This is a genomic window from Colwellia sp. 75C3, assembly GCF_002836255.1.
Lineage (GTDB): Bacteria > Pseudomonadota > Gammaproteobacteria > Enterobacterales > Alteromonadaceae > Colwellia.
Genome location: NZ_PJAU01000061.1, coordinates 256737 through 277269, shown reverse-complemented (window position 1 = coordinate 277269; position 20533 = coordinate 256737). Strand labels below are relative to the sequence as shown.

The window sequence follows — 20533 nt, the reverse complement described above, 5'->3', positions numbered from 1 at the left end:
GCCAGATCATAAAAACCGCTACTTGCTTAAGTTGCGGTTTTTTGTTTTTAAATTTATTATTTATTACAAAGCACGGGCAGTTAAGGTTTTAACATTATTATAGCTAGATATCATTTTCGATTAAGCGTTCAAATTCTTTAATTGGCACGGGTTTACTGAAGAGATAACCTTGAAAATTAATACATCCTTGGCTTATTAAGTATTGTTGCTGTTCTTCATTCTCTACACCCTCTGCTATCACATTTAACCCTAAGCTATGTGCCATCGAGATTATTGTCTTAACAATAATCTTATCGTTACTATCTATACCAAGATCACGCACAAATGACTGATCAATTTTAAGTTGATATAAAGGCAATTTCTTGAGGTATTGTAATGATGAATAACCGGTACCAAAATCATCTAATGAAAATTGAATACCCATTTCAGCTAATGAATTCATTTTATTTATAATTTCTTCTATATTTATCAATAACAAGCTTTCGGTTAACTCGATTTTAAGCAGTGATGGATTAATATCATGGACATCGATCATTTTTATAATTGTTTTAACAAAGTCAGCTTGATGGAATTGTTTTGCACTAACATTAATTGATAGTGATAACACGGCAGTGTTACTGTTTTTCTGCCAAAGCTTAAGTTGAATACAAGCACTTTCGATCACCCATTTACCTATTTCGATGATAATGCCAGTATCTTCTGCTAATGGAATAAAGTTAAAAGGTGGCACTATTCCACGTTCAGGATGAATCCAACGGATCAGAGCCTCTGCACCTAAAGGTCTGTTTGAGCTATCTACTTGTACTTGATAGTATAGTTGGAATTGTTGATGTTTTAGTGCGTAGAGTAAATCACGTTCAAGTGCTACTCTATTGGTAATAGTGCTCTGCATTTGAGGATCAAAAAAGCAAAAAACATTTCGGCCTGCCTTTTTTGCCTGGTACATAGATATGTCGGCTTGTTTTAGTAATTCATCAGGGGTTGTTTGATGTCCTAGAAATAATGAGGCGCCAATACAAGTACTACTAATATAAGTATGACCTGCAATATTATAAGGCTGGTTGATCGTCGCCAAAATTTTATTTCCAATAGTCTTAGTCTCTGCTGCTGCAATAACGGCATTCTTATGTAAGTTTTCTAATAGAATGACAAATTCATCACCACCAAAGCGAGTCACCGTATCACCCTCACGGGTGATCGAAATTAATCGTTTGGCAACTTGTTGTAATAACATATCACCAATGTCATGACCTAAAGTGTCATTCAGTGTCTTGAAATTGTCCAAATCAAGAAATAACAAGGCACCATAGTGCAGATTACGATCACTAAAAACTAATGCTTGGTTTAACCTGTCATGCAATAATCGTCGGTTCGGTAATTCAGTTAAGGGATCAAAGTAAGCGAGTTGCTCTATTTGGATAGCATCGGCTTTTTGTTGACTGATGTCTTGTACCATTGCGACCAAATAATCAACACTGCCATCGTCTTTACGAACACAACGTACCACCAACATAGTGTCGATCACTTTACCTGTTCGACTAATAAAACGTTTTTCCAAGCTGTAACCATCACTTTCATTGGCTAGTAATTTGGTGAACTGTTCAACATCAGCTTCTAAATCCTCAGGGTGAGTTAAATCAACCCAAGTCATTTTTTGCAGTTCTTGTTCTGAATACTCCAACATAGTGCATAAACAAGCGTTTATACTAATCCAACCTTTTTCTGGCGATGTAATGGTTAAGCCAACTAAATCAAGTGAATAAAATGACGATAATTGCGCTTCCCTTAGCGCTAGGCTGTCGAGCATACTATCAAACTGTTTGGCGAGTAACGCTGCTTCATCCGTTCCTTGCATGTTTACACGTAGGTGGTGAGCTCCTTCTTGAACTTCATCTGCTACCTTTTGAATAACATATAGGCGACGGGTTAAATAACGACTAGCTAAAGTGGTTATAAAAACACCAAAAAAGATGGATGTGAGTGCATAATAAACACTCTTTATTTTTATTTCCGTAATTTCGTCAATATAAAGTTTCCTATCTAAACCGATAATAACCCAACCAATTTTACGTTCAGTTAGTCTTATGGCCTTTGTAACATCAATGCTATCAGTTGAAAATTGTATAAGTTGATTATTGTTATCTTGGGGAAGATTATTAATGTATAAGCCAACTTTACTTGGATCAGTATGCGCTTGAATTTGACCACGTAAACCTAAGACCATGGCATGACTTAAATTGGGGTAATGCGATACACCGTTAACTATTTCTTGAAGGCCACTAAAATCTCGCGAAGCGACCCAAATAGCAGACGAAGTCGCTAAACTATCAGCAATGGCAATAGCTTGGTCTTTATATTGCTCAATCTTTACTGTTTGTTGACGCTGCGTCGTATTCCAGACAAATAGTCCCATCATTAGTGTCACGATTATTGTCATTCCAACAATCATTTGACGACGTAATGTTCCTAACATTAATTGTTGCAGTGTTTTAAACATTAATTACCTTCCACGAGTCGCACCTTCTTTTCAAAGCGTTTTATGTACCTGCGAACAACATTATAGCTTTCATCTTTAGCCAGAGTGAATTGAGCTGTTTCCATGCCAGTTAGAATGACCTTACCTTGTGCTGACTTTGTTAAATTAACAATTAAATGCTGTATTTGTTTACTAATAGCATCAGGAAAATCATCACGTACCATTACTGAGTTATTGATCAGGGGGGGCGTTTGCCAAATTACTTTGAGCTGCTTAGCTTGTTCTGGATGGTCTTTTTGAAATAACCGCCATGGTGGTGGCCAAGTTGCACCGACAGTAACATTACCTAGATAAACATTCATTATCGATGATTCTTGCGACCCAACATAAATATTATCAATATCATTGTTGGTATCAATACCATTATTATGTAAAAAGAATTGCGGCATAATAGCCGCAGCAAGTGCGGTACGAGCAGGATAACTGACCCGCTTTCCCTTCAATTCTGAAGGTTTCTTAAGTGTATTATCCTTTCGAATAATGAATATACCTTTAAAATCTTTAGCATCTCCAGCCATAGCGATAACATGGTAACCATTATCCATTGCTTGCAATGTTTGCCATGGATTAGGTAATAACAAATCAGGCTCGCGAGCGCGAAATTTATTTTCAAAGGTTGGATAGTCTCGAGATGCTTCAAGTTCTATGTAAATAGTGGGGATTTCTTGATTAATATAGTCAACGAGTGGCTGATAAGATTCGAACAGCTTCTGGGGGTTGTGTAAGGGATGTATAGCTAACCGATAGGTTACTATTTCACTCTCAGTAGGTGAGGTACTGTATTGCAGGTTTTTTTCAGTAGGCTGTCGCTCACAAGCGGATATTAAAATAATGATAAAAGTAAATATAAAGTTTTGTTTTTTCATATAAAAAATCAACTTGTATTTAAGTATATTAGGTTTTTTTTAAACGTTACTGTTGAGTATAACTACTAATGAATATCCCACACTTATTTAGACAAATATTTGGCTGATGATAGAGTGTTGTCAAGTTAGATAAATTTATTAAGGCATGAATTGTCAGTTTCCCCTTTATTTGGAAGATTCAAACTGTATTCAGTTTCTACTGTTATCTCAATATAATTTAATATCTTATAGACAAAGTCTTTTATTGATGTAATCTAAAATAACACTTTAATTTAATAAGAATAAAAATATGGAAAGATTAAAAGAATCTCAAGAAGCGTTAACGCTTATCTATAATGCTTATAATGAAGTAGCCCCGAATCCTCTAACACCATTAGATATTGATGATGAAGCGGGATTGAAGAAATTACTTAATACCGTGATGAACCGAGAATCGGTGTCGCATATGCAAAATAAAAAAGCACTTAAAGAGAGTACTGAACTACGTAGCTCTATAGCGGATGTACTTTTGTTGTTGGATAATTGTGATATTAAGGAAATTAAAGCGAATATGAAAAAAGCGGCAGCAGCAGAAGCCGCTGAATAACTTTGAATAAGAATGTGTATCTTACCGTCAGCTTGCACAGTATTCATAAAGCAAGCTGCGGGTAAGGTTTACACTCGATTTTGAATAAATACCGAGAACTGTTCGTCCCGTTCACCACTGATCTCTATTAACTTATCTATATGACTTTGCTCAATGACAGTGCCTTTTGTTAACAATACACTTGATGAGCTGTTTACAATGTCTTGCGTTAATATTAAGCCCTCGCATAATTGCATTAAATCTATTGGAAATTCTAGGTTACTCGCTGCATTGCTCTCAGGAACTGCTGATAGCATATCAAGATATATTGATAGCAACTTAGGGTCAAAGCGGCTTCCTGCCATTTTAGCCAACCTTTCTTTTGCTTCCGTTACTGATACTGGCACTAATTGTTGTCTACCGATCACTAGATTATCAAAATGAGTTACAAGCGCGAGAATACGAGAGCCAAGAGGTATGTCGTCAGCATTTAAATGTTCAGGTAGTCCTGAGCCATCATAGCGCTCAGGGATATGCTTAATTATTTCAACAACAAAAGAAAGTTCATCGACATCACTTAATAAATCAGCACCTGTTTGGTAAAAACTATCAAAGAGTGATTGTTCTTGATGATTAAGTTGGTCATAAGGGCCTCTAAGCAGCTTTTGCGGTAATGCTATTTTTCCTGCCTCATATAATAAACCAGCGATGTATACTTGATAACTGGTTAATTTATCGCAACCTTGTAACTCGGCGATGTAACGAGCATGTGAGGCAATTCTATAATTGTGCTGGCTGTATTCCTCATTATGCAACGCAATACTGTTGGCATATATGCCAACAAAGGTATTAAAAGTTTTCTTTAAACGGGCAAAGCTTTTTGCTTCTTTTGTGGAGATTAAATCAAGTTTCTTTTTACTCTTATTAATTTCGAGCTCCATAGAGCTATTGATTAAAGAGAGTTTGGCATTTTTTTCTTTATTCACTCTGAGTAATTTCTTGGTACTTAATTCAGATAAATAGACGGTAAAAGCATCTTTCAATTCGGCAATAAGCTCTACGTTATCCCATGGTTTGGCAAAGTAGTGACTAATTTTCCCTTCATTCACGGCGGCAACCGTTAGATTTATATCGGCATGGCCAGTTAATAAGAATCGCTTCGAGCTAGGGTTAATTTCACTAATATGGCCTAATAAAGTCGCACCATCCATCGTAGGCATTCTCATATCAGACAAGACTAACGGCGTTGGCTTATCTCGATAAAATTCAAGCGCAGCAATGGGATCAGAAAAAAGGAATAATTCAAATTCTTTTCTTAAGGCTCTATTTAGTGCGTTTAGAACTTCCTTTTCATCATCAATAACCAGTAAAGCCGGTTTGCTCATTTCGTCATCCTTAGGTTTTACCAATTTATAACTCTAATATAATACTTTCACGCCAGAATAGAAGATTTTCTTTAAAAATTATTTAGTTATTAACAATATTCTTATATTGCAAATGATTTTTAGCAAAATGCGAAAATTGTCCTAGACTTAAACATACCAAGTGCAAAGACAAGTAATTCATATGAATATAGCTAACGAAACCCAAGATACATGTTTACCGCTACTGGTGTTGGTTGATGATGAACCAGAGATCCTTACGGCCTTGGAAAGGGTTTTACGTGGACTACCTATAAACATTCAAAGCTTTAGTTCTGCGCTTGCGGCATTGGATTATTGTCAACACAACCAACCCGAAATTGTTATCTCTGACCAACAGATGCCAGAAATAGAAGGGTGTGCCTTTTTACATGAAATTAAAGCACTATGGCCGCAATCTCAACGCATTATTTTGTCAGCGCATCAAGATTTTGACAAAATATCGAAAGCCTTTAATTCAGGTACAGTCGACAGGTTTATATGCAAGCCGTGGAATAATAAAGAGTTAAAGTTCATTGTTACTAAGGCATTAGATAATACCCCATTGAAAAGTACGGAAGTCGCCGAAAAAGACTTTATCAATGAGCCGATAAATTTTCATGGCATTGTCGCAGCTGATGAGGCGATGAAAGAACTATTTGTGAGTATTCGTCATGCGGCGACAACGAATGCGCCTATTTTTATAACGGGTGAAACAGGTACCGGTAAAGAGTTAGTGGCTAAAGCATGTCACAAAGAAAGTTATCAGCAAGACCAGCCTTTTATAGCCGTTAACTGCGCTAACTTTACCGAGCACTTAATGGAGTCGCAGTTATTTGGCCATACAAAAGGTGCATTTACTGGGGCTACTGCTTCGCAGGAAGGACTATTTGCAGCAGCTAAATCCGGCATGTTATTTTTAGATGAAATAACGACCTTATCAAAAACACTTCAAGCTAAGTTACTGCGGGTCGTTCAAGAACGTGAGTTTACCCCGCTGGGCACGAATAAATTAGAAAAATTTCATGCGCAACTTATTTCAGCGTCTTCAAATTCGATAAGACAAGCGGTGTTAGATGGTGATTTTCGAGAGGATCTTTATTATCGCCTAAACGTTATTACCTTTTGTTTACCACCATTAAGAGATCGCGGTGGAGATATTGTATTAATTGCCCGTTACTTTCTTAAAAAATACAGTAAGATTGAAAATAAATCATTTATCCGATTTTCAAAGGGCTGTCTTCAAATTATTTGCCAATACGATTGGCCAGGCAACATTAGGCAGCTAGAAAACATTATTCACGGCATGGTAATATTAAATACCGGCGAGAAGCTTACCAGTGAGATGATTATCAAGGCTTTATCGAGCACGGTTGGTTTATCTGATAATATTTTACCGGTATCGGGTAGGGTAACAAGACCTGCAATTCAGTCGGAAAAACGGTCTGATACCACCATTGAAAAAACGTCAACTGCGATACCCGCCAATAATCAAACTGAAATAATACCGTTATGGTTGACGGAGAAAACCGCCATTGAAAATGCGATAAATTATTGCCAAGGAAATATTCCTCAAGCAGCGGCATTACTTGAAGTAAGTCCATCGACACTGTATCGAAAAAAACTTAGTTGGTAGTACACGACTATTATAGTGCGCCTAAAATGGCTAATGATTGTTAAAGGATATACATGCTTTCGCTTATTAACACATCATTAAGTAGCGTTGAACATCCATTGCTCTACTTTCCCATGATTCATTAATGACTGATGATTTTCTTGTTGTTTTTATGTCTGTAATGGCGAGTAAGTCACTTATATTTTCAAGTTTATCAAAATTAACAGCGGGTGTTATTTCGGCATTTGCTAGCAGTATCGCCTGATGAAAAGGGGTGACATCACTAGCAATTTGCAGGTGTTTTCGATAGCCCTTTAATGCATTGAAATCTGTGGTGACTATCGGCGTACCACTAGCTAAATACTCTCTTAATTTTAGCGGGTTACACATTTGTATTTGTTTGTTATTTACAAAGGGTAACATTGCCACATTCCAGTTCTGTATGTATTTAGGTAAGTCATTATGTGGTCTAGTCCCTAAAAAATAGACATTGGAAAATTGTTGTAGTTTATCCACATTACAGTCAACTTTACCGATAAAAACAAAATGCCAATGCGGCAATGCTTTAATGGTTTTCACTAATAAATTTTGATCTAACCAAGCCGAAATACTACCGTAAAAACCAGCGATAGGTTTACCTTGTGGTAAATCATCTGGTGTATGCATTACCTGCTTACTAAAGAGTGAAAAATTGACACCATGGGGAATATTCACTGCTTTATCACGCGGGAATTTAGCTAACATTTTTTCACTGGCGGTAAAAATATAGTTAGATTTTTCAACTAACAACGCTTCTTTGTCTGATACAAATTGGTGATCAACACCTGCAAGGCTATTAAAGTCATCTCCGCAATAATAAACGCAAGGGGCATTATCAAAGAGTTCTAAATAATCAACGGCGGTAGGTAAAGATGACCAAATAATAGGATCTTTTATCGCAAGTTTTTTACATGCTAAGTTGAGCTGCCATTTTAAAATAACTTTACTCAGTTTTAAAGAAAACCAACTATCAGCGCATGGCATAACTAACGGGTTTATGATGAGGAAGTGACTGTTGGTGTCAATATTAGTGACTTCTTCCGCATCATGGCCTTTTTCATTGTTAGTGGACTGATTAACAAGGAAAGACTTAACTTTGTTAAAAAGTCGTTTGAAGTCATGTGGTGTTAGCTTTGGCTTTCTTAGTCCAATTGAATTAAGCCAAATAACCGGTCTTGTATGACCGAGAACTTTCACTATATGCTGAGTTGAGCTAGGGTGCGCTCCCCAGTCTTCGCCAAAAACGATGAGAGGTCTATTTTTAATTGATGGTAGTGACACCTTTGAAGGTTTTGAATTACTTTTCATGTTAGTCATGATTATCCTCCTCGATTGACTTAATAACCCTTGCTGGTACGCCAGCAGCGAGTACAAAACAGGGTAAGTCTTTGGTGACTACACTTCCTGCTGCGACGATGGTGCCACGACCAATGGTTACCCCAGGCATTACTTTTACCCCTGTAGCTAGCCAAACGTCGTCATCCAAAATAATGTCACCGACTTGTGAATTTTCATCTGGTTTACCTAAAGCGCGTAACTTGGCATTAATAGGATGTCCAGGATAACCGGCTAAATAACAATCACCCGCAATGCGTACATTATTACCAAGGATAATGGTATTACCCACAGATATTGAGGTACGCCAACCAATGCCAACATTATCACCAATAATTAACTGCGGAATGTTATCTCCAACAGCACGTCCACTGATTGTTGTCATCGCAGCTAGTCTGACTTTATCCCCCATAATAATATCTAAACTGCCAATTACTACAGGCAAGCCACCATATAAATACAAACCTTTAGGATTATTCTTTATTCTAGATTTAAGTAAGGGCGTGTAATAAAGAATGCGCAGCACATCAGAAATCGTTTGTTTTAAAACCACATGAACTAAATAAAGTAGCTTAAATACAACAGGGATATTCGGCATCTCTAAGGCTTTAATTTTAAACCATAGTGTTTTTATCAGCTGGGCTAAAAAGCTATCACTTGTTTTAGCCCACTGCTTGGCGTGATGTACATTAAAGGTATTCATTCTACTGTAACCGATTTAGCTAAATTTCGAGGTTGATCAACATTTTTCCCTAACATTTGAGCCGTATATAAAGCCAGTAATTGCATGGGGATAACACTGATTATCGGCAGTATTGATTCTGGTATTTCTGGCAGTTCAAAGAACTCATCTTCTTGTAAGTTGATTTGCTCTCTAATACTACTATCACCAATGATAAGCAGCGGGGCATTTCTTGCTTGTACCTCTTGAATATTTGAAAGTAATTTATCTGTTAACGCATTTTTAGGTGCAATAACCAGTACCGGCATGTGTTCATCAAGCAAGGCGATAGGCCCATGTTTTAACTCACCAGCAGCATAGGCTTCAGCATGAATGTAACTAATTTCTTTCAATTTTAATGCACCTTCTTGTGCGATAGCGGTAAGTGAACCCCGACCAAGAAATAGCGCATTTGAATAGTGAGATAGCTTTCTCGCCATTTTTTTCATATCAGTACAGCGTTGTAAAACTTTCTCCATGATATAAGGCAATTGCACAAAGTTAAGCGCTAACTGCTTAACTTCAACATCGTCGATAAAGGCTCTTTGTTTTGCGGCCTCGATAGCCATCTTATAAAATATTGCTAACTGACAGGTAAATGCTTTGGTTGAAGCAACCCCAATTTCTGGGCCAGCGAAAATTTCAAAGGTGAAATTCGCTTCTCGCGCTATGGTACTGTTCGCAACGTTGACCAAAGCGAGTGTTTGAGATTGTTTACTTTTTGCATAACGTAAGGCTGCTAACGTATCTGCGGTTTCACCAGATTGAGAGACAAAAATAACCAACTCATTGTCGATAATGATAGGTGAACGATAACGATATTCTGAGGCGATATCTATTTCAACTAAGATATTGGCGTACTTTTCAAACCAAGTTTTTGCAACAGAGGCAGCATAATATGAGGTGCCGCAAGCTATAATAGTGATCTTATTTAAGTTTATGAAATCTATTGTTGAATATTCGCCGGTGTGATTATTAACTGATAATCTTTTAAGGAGATCTACTTGCTCAAAAATTTCTTTTTCCATAAAAGAGCTATGATCTCCTTTTGATATTACCTTTGTGCAGTGTTTGTTATTAATATAATGAATTTTTTTATTGAGTGAACCACTACATAATTTTATTTCATTGGTATTTAACTTTATTAGTTCATTATCTTTAGGGTAATAAATCTTGCCGCTATCAGGGCCTAATGCCATAGCATCTGAAGCCATATAAGCACCGTTATTACCTTGTGATATCACTAAGGGACTGCCTTGCTTAATTGCATAGAGGTTTTTGCTAGCGCCATTGATTAACACACCAAGGGCATAGCTGCCTTTTAATTGATTGATCGTTTGTTCAATGGCTTCTTCCTGCGACATTTGCTGAGCCAAGTAGTGATTGATTAAATGCGGGATAACTTCACTATCCGTTGAGCTATTAAAGTGATGGCCCCATTGCATTAGTTGCTGCTTTAACTGCAAGTAGTTTTCAATAATGCCATTGTGTACAACAGAAACTTGACCACATTGATGAGGATGAGCGTTAGTGACATTGGCTTTACCGTGTGTTGCCCATCGGGTATGACCTATGCAACAGTCCCCCTCTAATGGTTGCATTGACAATCGTTGTTTTAGATTGTTAAGTTTACCCTGAGCTTTTATCGTTTGAATTTCGTTATTTGATAATATTGAAATACCTGAAGAATCATAACCGCGATACTCAAGTCTACCCAAACCTTCTAATACAGGATTTATTGCTGATTCTGCTACTGCTCCAATAATTCCACACATAACAAGTACCTCTTAATATTATTAGTTTATTTACATTGTGAGTTTATTGTTATTACTGTTGCAGTTATTGAGCCATAATGTTTTAGTATTATAATCAATAATTTACGCATCAGGTTGTGTTTTCTTTGCATTTTGCAATGTGATATTTTGCTAATTAGGAATACATTTGAGAATCTGAGAGTAGGATTGAAGATGGCAATATTGTTGTGCAGAATTTTTACCTTGTTGAGAAATTTTCTGTAAGAAAACTGGCTCTTCCATTAATCGAGTTAATGCTTGAACTAAACTATCCATGTTATTAGGATCATATTTTACACAATCGAAACCGTGCGTTAGATGTTGATCCCAATAAGCATTATCAGCGGGAATAACAATGGCGAGTCCTGCAGCCATTGCTTCTAAAATTGACAAGCCAAAAGGCTCATCTTCTGAAGTAGAAATAAACACAGATGAGTTGGCTCTGATATCATTTAAATTTTTAGGATCCGCATACCAGTGAATATTTTCGACTTTATCAAAGCTATTTATATCAACATAGGCATCAGTTTGTGGCTCAATATAACAAACACTAGCAAAATATTTATCTACGTCTCTAGAAGTGCCATTTAGCTCAGCCATAGCGCTGATAAACAACTCTATACGCTTCCATTTTAATAAAGAGGCAGCCCATAAAAAGCCGATTTTATCCTTAGGTTTATCCTCTGTCTTTTTTACTTTTATGGTTGTGCAGTCAATGCCATTAACAAAAGGCATGTACTTATCGTCCGCCATGTTCTGATTATGAAAGCGGTTACTAGGATAGGATTTTAGTGCATGTAAAATAGAGGCAAGGGTAGAGGGTAAGTAAAAGACCTTTTTTGCCCTTGCTAAACCAAAACCGGCAACGTTAGAGTGAGCTATATCTCCTTGAATAAGTTGAATAATATCTATATTTATTAGCTCAGTAAGTAGGTATAAAGAAAAATCTACGTTGGGACCAGAAAAACCAATTATTTTGCTAAATCTTTTCAGTTTCATCATATTGGCTATCAACGACAATAAATAGATAAAGTGCTTAATAAAGTAAAGTATTCCGGTGGTTTTATTTTGCAAGTAACGAGGGGAAAACAACGGTACGAAGTGAATATTCCTATTATCACAATCGTCGCCATTGTCACTCCATGAGGCTCTGTCGTTTGAAATAACCCAGACCTCAATATTGCGGGGTAATTCAGCGACAATTGTTTTCATTACTTTTTTAGATCCACCTTTAAAAGGCACGGGATCATAAATCAATACACGATTAATCATGACTTTTCCCCGATGAAAACTTGAAACCCAAGTGCTTATAACCGCTCGTTAACGCTTTAGTGATAAATGCAGTAAATAAGGTTTTAGCGTGTAATAACAACATTTTCGTTAAACCGTGTTTAGTTTTACGCTTTAACAAGGTTTGATAAGCATTATCAAAAGCAATCAACTGTTGCTCTAAAGAGAATGTTTTTACTATGTGTTTTTCTGCATTTTCAGCAAGACTCTTTCTCAACTGTGGCCGGTCAATTAACGACTTTATTGCAACAACGAGTTCATCGGTATTATTCGGTGGTACTAATAGGGCGTGTTTTTTATCGGTATATATTTCATCAATACCTGGAATATTACTGGTGATGACAGGAAGGTTAGCAATGCTTGCTTCGGCCAGCGTAAGACCAAAAACTTCTTCCGAAGGCACTGAAATAAAACAATCTGCATTGCTTGAATACATTTCAGCGACTTTATCGCAAGCTGAAAAAAATTTAACCTTGTTATGTAAATTAAGCTGATTAACCAAATGGGTTAATTTAGCTTCTTCACTACCAGAGCCGACTATAGCAAGTTTTATTTGATAACCTTGCTTTAAATTATCGACGGCATACAGTAATTGATGCACTGATTTTCTAGGGATTAATGAGCCAATATACAAGATAACAAAATCAGTACTTTTTGCTGAAAGCTCTTCTCTAATATCTATAGGAGTAGGGCAAAGTACCCTATTTGGATCAATACCATTATAGATGACATCTACGTTCTGATGGCTAAACTCATTTTGTTTAAATATCTTAGTGACTGATTGGCTGACACCTATGATGCTATCCGCGCCATGAAACAATAAAGTTAATCTGTCTCTAAACATATAACGCGCATGTAAATGCAGTAATAGCGCTGTCCCGGTAAATTTACAAATGGGTACCATCCATTGGCAGGGGGCACCATTGTTGCAATGCACTAGGGAAACGTTATGCATTTTTATTATTTTCTTAGCTTTTAGGAGTAATTTGAAAAACTGTAAAAAATCCCATTTAGGCAAGGTCCAGTAGCCCAAACAAACAAAGTTATCTTGAATAACTTCAATGCCCAAATCAGTCGCTTTTGTAGCTAAAGCATCACTATTGCACCACAGCAGTGGATCGTAATTATTTTCTTTAGCCGATTTGAGTAAGTCTAATAAAACAATTTCACTGCCTCTGATCCAGTTATCACCGTAGTGAACATATAAAACCTTCGGCTTAACTTCTTTATCTTGTGCGATATATTCAGACATATTCACTACTCCTATTTACTGGCTATAGTTTTTGTTCGTCTTGAGTCGTTGCTTGAATTGGATTGGATTTTTTTAGTTGGTTATTTTTAGAGGTTAAATAACGGTTTAACGCGATAACCAAAGCGACTTGTAAATAGATTGCCCAAATAAAACCTTGGGTTAAAAAGGTGCCAGAAACAATAAAACCAATAATACCGGCTGGGGCAGCATTAAGCGCGACACGTATGCCTGGGGTATGGCATTCATCGTTGACTGTCTTCAACATTTTTAAAGACATCAGTAAAGTGCTGACAATTAAAGAAACGAATAAGGTAAGGCCAACGAAACCAGATTCAGCCAACACACCAAACCAAGTAGAATGAACAGCATGATTTAACCCATCCCAGTGAGGGCTATAGTAAAAATAATTGTAATAAAAATTACTAATGCCAACACCTAATATGGGGTTGTCTAGTGCCATATTCCATGCGGCTTCCCATGCATATAATCGGCCCATTGCTGATTCGTCTATGCCTGCTTCTGCAGCGCCTCCGGAAGAACGTTCACTAATGCCTGCAACGATAAATAAAATCATTACAGAAATTGCACCACCTGAAAATAGTAAAACTTTAGAGCGTATACGGTTATAGGCAAATAGGCTGATTACCGCTAAGAATCCTAATAAGCCGCCTCGGCTTTGAGTGGCCAATATCGCATAAAGTAAAATACAAAAAGTAGTAAAGCTAAAAAGTCGTTCGAACTTAGAAAGCGATTTTTCTAGAAAAGTGGCTATAGCGAAGGCCATTGGATACAAAAGTACCAGCGCTAAATCATTGGGATCGCCAAGTAAAGAACCTATGCTTCGACCTATAGTGACGCGAGTGCCTTCAACTAATCCAATATTGTTGAACTTGTTATACAAGGCAACCAAACCAACACAAGCACCAGCAAAGATAAAGACTCTACTTGCGGTAATAAAGTGGATTTCTTTACGCATCATCCAAGCGATAATAAAAGTCATTAATATAATTTTGCTATACGTTCCTGACCAAGACTTTATCGCTACGGCGACATTACTAGCAAAAGGTATCGCAATAGTTACCAAAATAAAAAACAGGAATAAGTAGGTAAATTGTGGACACCAATATGGGTTAAGGTTTTTACTAATGGTCGCGCGTAAAAAAATGACAAATATTGAGGCCAACGCTAATAACAAAGGTAATTTTAACGGCTCTAGAAACGGAAAGACTTCATGGATGCGGAAAAAAGAAAAAACGACGAATGCTAAGACAATATAGAATGAGAAACTAACCATTCCCCAAAGCGCAAAGGGAATCAATCCTATAACAATGAGTATTAAGGGGTGAGGGAAAAAGAATAACGCTAATGTCGTTAGCATTAGTATCAGCACCATACTTGTCATTGCTAAAGGAGAATAAGTCATGTTTAGCTCACTTGCCCAAACCAGGTGGCGACAACAGCGGCGCTAATTGCTGGATATAAATAACCAAATTTATACGGCAGGTAGACCTTTTTTTGACTGAAATAATAGAAAAGCCCCATACGGGTAATACCGGCAACGATAAGCGCGATGAGTGCACCATCGATTCTAAATAGCGGTACCAACAGTATTAGTAATAACCCACCTATGGCACTGGCGACTAAATTAATATTCATTTGCACTTTCGAGCTTTTTTCTACAAAACAACCCAAGTTTAATAGGTCAGACAACATCTTTAATAAGGTGCACAGCAATAACCAGGGTAAAATACTAATTGCTCCATGGTAAGCGACAGGTGTTAAATGATGAATGAGTACCGGTCCTAGTAAGCCTAAACCTCCGCAGATAAGCACTGAGATGATGGCGCCAACCACAGCAAAGTGTGCATTAATGCTTTTACCATCATGTTCTTTCAGCACAGAAAACCGTTTAGGAAACCACCATAAGGTGAAAGGTTGAATAAGTAGGGTAGGGACTAAGGCGAATTTGATTGCGATAGCATAGGCAGCAATTTGAGTAGCACCAAAATGATCAGCGAGTAACCACCGGTCCATGCCTGATAAAGTAAATGTCGCCGCACCACCAATAAATATGGGACCTGCATAAATGACGATGCTTTTGATATGCTTAAAAGAAAAACTAATGTGTGTTTCTTTTAACTGAATAATACATAAAATTATCGCAACAATGACTGATGACACAGCGCCTGCAGCTAAAATACTGGTGATTCCCCAACCCTTGATCAACCAGTAAAAAGTGAGAGAAACTTGCAGCACTACTTTTAGCATCGAAATGGTGAAGAATAATCCGGCTCGTTCAGTAATCCGTAACCAAGCTAATGGAATATTAATTAGGCCACCAACAGACAATGCTACGCCAAGTAAATAAAGCTCGTTCTCTGTGATATCTCCCGGTAAAAAAGGCAATAACGCTTTAGAATAGAAATGGAAAATAGCATAAGAAATAAGGGCTATTACGCCGGCGACTAATAAGCATTCAGCGGCATGACGTTGTTTCTTTTCAATACCATCGGCTAACCCGACAAATCGATATAATGCCTCGACTAAACCAAAGCCTAAAACGATAGAAACAATATTAGAAAATACTACTAGCACTTCCAAGCGTCCGTAGTCTGATGGCATTAAGTAGCTGGTATAAATAGGCAGCATCACTAAAGAAATACCTTTCATTAGAAAAATACTGAGGCCATAAAGTGCCGATTGGTTTAAGAGGTTTTTATATCGATTATTAAGCATGAGAGCCTCCTATTAAGGCTTTGCTGTAAACATCAAAAATTTGAGGAACAACCGCGTTGGTGGAGAAGTTTTTCTTAATATGAGAATAGGAAAATGAGGACATTTTTCTTCGTTGGTCGTTTGTTAACATTTGTCCTTGTTTGATTGACTTTAAAAAGGCTGTTTCATTATATGGCGCTATTAACCAACCATTTAGTTTGTTTATTACCACAGAGGCGATGCCGCCAATATCAAAGCTAACAACAGGTATTCCTCGTACAAGGGCTTCAATAGCAACAAGTGGTAAGCCTTCTTCTCTACTGGTAATGCATAACAAACTTATTTTTGACCAGTGTGGATCCATTGACTTTACCTGGCCTTCCAATGTCACGTTACTCGTCACAGCAGTGCTGATCTCTTCTAACATAGGGCCACTGCCGTATATTGAAAAATCGTACTCGGGTAATTGCTTAGCTAGACGAATAAATACATCAGGACCCTTTTCGTAACTTAAACGGCCAACAAAAGCGATTTGTGTTGCTGGTGCTGTTTGTTTAATGGATATGGAAGGTGATTTGTTAGGTAAGTTACGAGGTGATTTACTTGGTAATTCAACAAAATTTTGAATTACCTCAGCAGTTAAATTAGCAGATTTTTTTATTTGTTCTGATACACAAATACAGTGAAATGAATAGGCCGTCATACGGTCAACCCAGCCATATAACTGCATCTTTATATTGCCTTTTTCACCAGAGTGAAAGGTCGAAACCACGGCTGTGTTCGTTAATTTACAGCTGATCCGGCCAATAATCCCCGCTTTATAACCATGGGTGTGAACAAGGTCAATAGTAGATTTTTTTAATACGTTATAGAGTGCGGCAAGGTTACCGTCTAGTTTTAATAGGATTGAACTAAGGAATTCATCGGATTCAAAAACGGGATGCTCGCCAAAGTTGTTTAACAAAATTATTTGTACCGTATGACCCGAAGAATGAAGTCCTTTGGCAAGGTTAGCAACATGAGTTTCTATCCCGCCATAATCTTTGCTATCAAGCAGTAGTGCTATGTTTATATTTTTAGTTGTCATAGTAAACCTATCTTGAATTAAGTTATCTTTGAACGTTGTATACCCGTTCCACTTGAAGTTGCATAAAATAGACCAGTTTACAAAAGCCATTAATACGGGCTAGAGCGACTTTTTTTCAAGGAGATAGCTTATTATTCGCAAATTGCACAAAGTGCTGGGATTTTGCAAAGCAAATTAGCACTGTTTAGCATTATGGATAATTCAATAACCTGAACGGGGTTATAATATTTGAGCTAAGATTTAAGGATAAGAGACATTGTTATTCTGCTGGAGTGGTAAAACGATGGAAATAAGACACTTCATACCGTTAATACTCATGTTTATTTTGGTATTAATGCCAAGCCTTATTTGGCTGTTACTAAGGCAAATTCACTCGCCGTGGTGGCTCGAAAATGCGGTTTCAACATCCTTTGTTATAGTACTTATTTACAGTATTTTGATGCTGATATTCATTCACTTTATCTCATCCTTTCATTGCGTAATTTACTTTTTTATTAACTTCCTTGTGGCTGCTTTGTTAAACAATTTAGCCAGTGTTAATAACAGTGCTAGCTTGAATCAGAAAGTATGCACAGACCCAGTTACTTTTTTTCAATTCAACATAAAATATACGGAAGAGGAAAGTGAACTCAACGAATTGATAGAACACCTTATTGCAGGGCAATATCATTTAATTACCTTACAAGGCGTCAGCCAGCAATCAAAGCAACAGATTATCGAAAAGTTAAGCCCTTATTTCCCTTATTTTATCCGTGGAGAAAGTGATAATCAGTACGTTGTGAGTGATCAACTGCTATTTAGTCAATATGCTTTTACTCGGATTAAATATCATCAAAGGGGCGGCAGTTCTTTTTTAATATCCAGTCAATGGCAGTTACCTTTTAGTGTAATAAATCTGCATACGTTACATCCGCCTTCACCACGTAATGAACAGCTTTGGCAAACCAGAAACAAAACATTGTACCAATTAAAACATGCACTTAAAAACTCATCGTTGTCTGATTCGTTAGTGAAAAAGTCACTGGTTATAGGGGATTTAAATCTTTCAAAACATTCAGGTAGAATAAATATATTAAGAGATGATATGAATACAAAATTTGTCAATTCATGGCCGAATAAAGGTTACGTGTTACCGTTTATGGGGTTTGCCATTGATCATTTCTGGGTTTCAAAGCCAGCCAATATTTGTTCAAGACAACGCATTAACAAATTTAGCTGGTCAGATCATTATGCGGTTAAAACTGAGGTTGATTTTAACCGCTAATGTTAATTAACACGGCCCACTTAACGATTATGCAAAGGTAATAGAAATCTTGGTGCCTTGCTCACTTGAAAATGTTAATAACCAACCTTGATGTTCACATAAACGTTTTACAATCGATAAGCCAAAACCATAACCGGTACTTTGGCTACCTTTAACTGCGGGGTCAGTTATTTTATCTGAAATGCTTGGTTCAATGCCAGGACCGGTATCAGCAACAATAAGTGTTTTATCTCGCATCTCAATAGTGACCTTTCCCTCTTGCGTATATTGAAAAGCATTGCCAATTAAATTGTCTAGTAATACGGTTAACATACCTGATTGCGCATAGACGGCTACGTCACAATTATCATTCACCTCTACTTCTATCGGTTTGTTATTGATGAGGTGATGCTGGTCAATAATAGATTGTTCAATTAATGGCAGTATTTTCATGTGCTTTTTGTCTGCCTCGGTATGCTCCTCCCTTGCGAGGGTAAGCAATGTGGTAACGGTCTGCTCCATTTGAGTACTTGCTTGGGATATACGATCGATAACGGGGTTATTTTCATCTGTTGAATGTTGAACACGATATACCTCTACCGCATTTTTAATGATGGCAACAGGTGTCCTTAGTTCATGGCTCACGTCACGAGTAAAGCATTTTTCTCTGAGTAGACTCTGGTTTATTCTAGTCATGGCACTTTCTAAAGTTTGCGCTAAAATACCTATTTCATTATTGGGAAACTGCTGTGCAAACTTATCAGGTATGTTTTCAGGGGCAACGCCATTCACTAAATCGGCGAGTTGCTTTAATGGTAAAGCGGTCTTTCTGCCTAGCTGCCACGCGATAACAAAGGCAAGTAATACTAATATTAAGCCAGCAATAAGCATTACTTTTAATACCGCTTCGGTGATAGGTCGAACTAATAACATTTCACTGACTTCAGCTACAAGATAAGTGTTTTCTGCTTTTGGTAGTGCTAATAAATGATAGTGCCGGCCGTTTTCCCCGGAAAATTCTTTTCTTTCAGGCTCGGTAATAGACAGTTGTTTGATATCTTCAGGTAGGGTGTTTTTTGAGAAATATAATTTCATATAGTTGACACGAGAGGCTGGCCACGCTTTGTTTTGATCATAACCTTGTTGTAAATATTGTGCTTCTTGCCTGACTTCACGTTCAATAAATTCATCTTCAAGGGTGTACATTAAGATGAAGCAAAACATGCCCCACACTGCAGATATTAGTAGGGTAAATAAACAGAATTGGCTGACAATCTTTCTGCTTAAACTGTGAAACTTTTTTGAGTTTTGAGAGTGTAATTGACTATTATTATTGTTCATTATTTTTCACATCGCTTTTTACATGTAATAAGAACCCAATGCCATGCATGGTTTTTATCATAGGATAATCAAACGGTTTATCTAAAACATTTCGTAATTGATATATGTGAGATCTAAGGGCATCAGATTCTGTTGGCTCGTCGCCCCATAGTTTTTGAGATAACTTTGAGCGACTAACCACTTGCGGATATTCTTGGGCTAAAATGAGAAGAATTCGGTAGCCCATACTATGTAACTCAAGGGTTTTTCCAGCACGGGTTACTTGTTGTCTTTTTCTATCAATGATTAACTGATCAAATGTTAAGGTATCATTGGTTTGTAATAAATGGCGTCTTGATAAAGCGAAGCAGCGAACTTCTAGTTCAGCTAAAGAAAATGGTTTAGTTAAATAATCATCGGCACCTGTGGTAAAACCCGATATTTTATCGTCGATGCTGTCTCTTGCCGTTAACATGATAATTGGCACATGATGTTTAGCTTGTTCACGTAATTGTTTACAAACTTCAAGGCCATCCATGACTGGTAAATTTAAATCGAGAATAACTAAATCATAATGATTGGTTAACGCTAGCTCCAATCCTTGATCACCTTGTGTAGCAAAATCTAGAACGTGACCTTTATCTTCCATATAATTAGCAATATTTTGGGCGATACTTTGCTGATCTTCAACGACTAGAATATATAAAGATTTATTATTCATTTAACTTCTCAAATTAAAGTGCCTTAACGATTACT

At 37.1% G+C, this 20533-nt stretch carries 16 protein-coding genes; 3 read left to right on the top strand and 13 right to left on the bottom strand.

The window, feature by feature from the left end; genetic code table 11:
- Positions 1-103: 103 nt before the first annotated feature.
- On the bottom strand, positions 104-2497 hold the full coding sequence (locus CXF85_RS22410) for an EAL domain-containing protein (protein WP_198555741.1): 2394 nt from the start codon (positions 2495-2497) through the stop codon (positions 104-106).
- Positions 2497-3402 (bottom strand): phosphate/phosphite/phosphonate ABC transporter substrate-binding protein, encoded by a 906-nt coding sequence (locus tag CXF85_RS22405; protein WP_101230866.1) that lies wholly within the window; start codon positions 3400-3402, stop codon positions 2497-2499. The genes CXF85_RS22410 and CXF85_RS22405 overlap by 1 nt, the downstream gene beginning before the upstream one ends.
- A 289-nt stretch (positions 3403-3691) precedes the next feature.
- Between CXF85_RS22405 and CXF85_RS22400 the strand changes: the two genes are divergently transcribed.
- Positions 3692-3988 carry a hypothetical protein gene (locus CXF85_RS22400; RefSeq protein WP_101230865.1) on the top strand — a complete coding sequence of 99 codons (297 nt, stop codon included), beginning with the start codon at positions 3692-3694 and terminating at the stop codon, positions 3986-3988.
- 68 nt (positions 3989-4056) lie between these two features.
- Here CXF85_RS22400 and CXF85_RS22395 read toward each other — a convergent pair whose 3' ends face one another.
- On the bottom strand, positions 4057-5352 hold the full coding sequence (locus tag CXF85_RS22395; protein ID WP_101230864.1) for an HD domain-containing phosphohydrolase: 1296 nt from the start codon (positions 5350-5352) through the stop codon (positions 4057-4059).
- Positions 5353-5533: 181 nt separating this feature from the next.
- On the opposite strand from CXF85_RS22395, the gene CXF85_RS22390 reads away from it, so the two are divergent.
- Positions 5534-7003: a sigma-54-dependent transcriptional regulator gene (locus tag CXF85_RS22390; RefSeq protein ID WP_101230863.1), complete on the top strand. Its 1470-nt coding sequence runs from the start codon at positions 5534-5536 to the stop codon at positions 7001-7003.
- A 66-nt stretch (positions 7004-7069) separates the two neighbouring features.
- On the opposite strand, the gene CXF85_RS22385 is transcribed toward CXF85_RS22390, so the two are convergent.
- From CXF85_RS22385 to CXF85_RS22350, 8 genes are all read right to left on the bottom strand, one after another.
- Complete coding sequence (locus CXF85_RS22385) at positions 7070-8338, bottom strand: glycosyltransferase (protein ID WP_101230862.1); 1269 nt, start codon at positions 8336-8338, stop codon at positions 7070-7072.
- A complete protein-coding gene (locus tag CXF85_RS22380; protein ID WP_101230861.1) occupies positions 8331-9059 on the bottom strand; it encodes an acyltransferase in 729 nt (242 codons plus the stop codon). Before CXF85_RS22380 ends, CXF85_RS22385 begins: the two co-directional genes overlap by 8 nt.
- Complete coding sequence (gene glmS / locus CXF85_RS22375) at positions 9056-10852, bottom strand: glutamine--fructose-6-phosphate transaminase (isomerizing) (RefSeq protein ID WP_101230860.1); 1797 nt, start codon at positions 10850-10852, stop codon at positions 9056-9058. The genes CXF85_RS22380 and glmS overlap by 4 nt, the downstream gene beginning before the upstream one ends.
- A gap of 150 nt (positions 10853-11002) precedes the next feature.
- Positions 11003-12142: a glycosyltransferase family 4 protein gene (locus tag CXF85_RS22370; RefSeq protein ID WP_101230859.1), complete on the bottom strand. Its 1140-nt coding sequence runs from the start codon at positions 12140-12142 to the stop codon at positions 11003-11005.
- Positions 12135-13412, bottom strand: coding sequence for a glycosyltransferase family 4 protein (locus CXF85_RS22365; protein ID WP_101230858.1), 1278 nt, complete (start codon positions 13410-13412; stop codon positions 12135-12137). The genes CXF85_RS22370 and CXF85_RS22365 overlap by 8 nt, the downstream gene beginning before the upstream one ends.
- Before the next feature lie 22 nt (positions 13413-13434).
- Positions 13435-14835, bottom strand: a complete 1401-nt coding sequence (locus tag CXF85_RS22360; RefSeq protein ID WP_101230857.1) for an O-antigen ligase family protein — start codon at positions 14833-14835, stop codon at positions 13435-13437.
- 2 nt (positions 14836-14837) lie between these two features.
- Positions 14838-16148, bottom strand: coding sequence for a lipopolysaccharide biosynthesis protein (locus CXF85_RS22355; protein WP_101230856.1), 1311 nt, complete (start codon positions 16146-16148; stop codon positions 14838-14840).
- Positions 16141-17214 (bottom strand): glycosyltransferase family 4 protein, encoded by a 1074-nt coding sequence (locus CXF85_RS22350; RefSeq protein WP_198555740.1) that lies wholly within the window; start codon positions 17212-17214, stop codon positions 16141-16143. The genes CXF85_RS22355 and CXF85_RS22350 overlap by 8 nt, the downstream gene beginning before the upstream one ends.
- A gap of 553 nt (positions 17215-17767) precedes the next feature.
- On the opposite strand from CXF85_RS22350, the gene CXF85_RS22345 reads away from it, so the two are divergent.
- Entirely contained in the window at positions 17768-18478 is a 711-nt protein-coding gene (locus CXF85_RS22345) for an endonuclease/exonuclease/phosphatase family protein (RefSeq protein ID WP_157829168.1), read from the top strand.
- 27 nt (positions 18479-18505) lie between these two features.
- On the opposite strand, the gene CXF85_RS22340 is transcribed toward CXF85_RS22345, so the two are convergent.
- The gene (locus CXF85_RS22340; RefSeq protein WP_101230853.1) at positions 18506-19798 is read right to left on the bottom strand and encodes a sensor histidine kinase; all 1293 of its coding nucleotides are present in this window, start codon (positions 19796-19798) and stop codon (positions 18506-18508) included.
- On the bottom strand, positions 19788-20498 hold the full coding sequence (locus CXF85_RS22335; RefSeq protein WP_101230852.1) for a response regulator transcription factor: 711 nt from the start codon (positions 20496-20498) through the stop codon (positions 19788-19790). Before CXF85_RS22335 ends, CXF85_RS22340 begins: the two co-directional genes overlap by 11 nt.
- Between the last annotated feature and the right edge of the window lie 35 nt (positions 20499-20533).

Coding starts and splice junctions, on each gene's coding strand:
- CXF85_RS22370 (WP_101230859.1), bottom strand. CDS start 12,142: ATGATTAATCGTGTATTGATTTATGATCCCGTGCCTTTTAAAGGTGGA.
- CXF85_RS22340 (WP_101230853.1), bottom strand. CDS start 19,798: ATGAACAATAATAATAGTCAATTACACTCTCAAAACTCAAAAAAGTTT.
- CXF85_RS22380 (WP_101230861.1), bottom strand. CDS start 9,059: ATGAATACCTTTAATGTACATCACGCCAAGCAGTGGGCTAAAACAAGT.
- CXF85_RS22410 (WP_198555741.1), bottom strand. CDS start 2,497: ATGTTTAAAACACTGCAACAATTAATGTTAGGAACATTACGTCGTCAA.
- CXF85_RS22355 (WP_101230856.1), bottom strand. CDS start 16,148: ATGCTTAATAATCGATATAAAAACCTCTTAAACCAATCGGCACTTTAT.
- CXF85_RS22390 (WP_101230863.1), top strand. CDS start 5,534: ATGAATATAGCTAACGAAACCCAAGATACATGTTTACCGCTACTGGTG.
- CXF85_RS22360 (WP_101230857.1), bottom strand. CDS start 14,835: ATGACTTATTCTCCTTTAGCAATGACAAGTATGGTGCTGATACTAATG.
- CXF85_RS22335 (WP_101230852.1), bottom strand. CDS start 20,498: ATGAATAATAAATCTTTATATATTCTAGTCGTTGAAGATCAGCAAAGT.
- glmS (WP_101230860.1), bottom strand. CDS start 10,852: ATGTGTGGAATTATTGGAGCAGTAGCAGAATCAGCAATAAATCCTGTA.
- CXF85_RS22395 (WP_101230864.1), bottom strand. CDS start 5,352: ATGAGCAAACCGGCTTTACTGGTTATTGATGATGAAAAGGAAGTTCTA.
- CXF85_RS22365 (WP_101230858.1), bottom strand. CDS start 13,412: ATGTCTGAATATATCGCACAAGATAAAGAAGTTAAGCCGAAGGTTTTA.
- CXF85_RS22400 (WP_101230865.1), top strand. CDS start 3,692: ATGGAAAGATTAAAAGAATCTCAAGAAGCGTTAACGCTTATCTATAAT.
- CXF85_RS22405 (WP_101230866.1), bottom strand. CDS start 3,402: ATGAAAAAACAAAACTTTATATTTACTTTTATCATTATTTTAATATCC.
- CXF85_RS22385 (WP_101230862.1), bottom strand. CDS start 8,338: ATGACTAACATGAAAAGTAATTCAAAACCTTCAAAGGTGTCACTACCA.
- CXF85_RS22350 (WP_198555740.1), bottom strand. CDS start 17,214: ATGACAACTAAAAATATAAACATAGCACTACTGCTTGATAGCAAAGAT.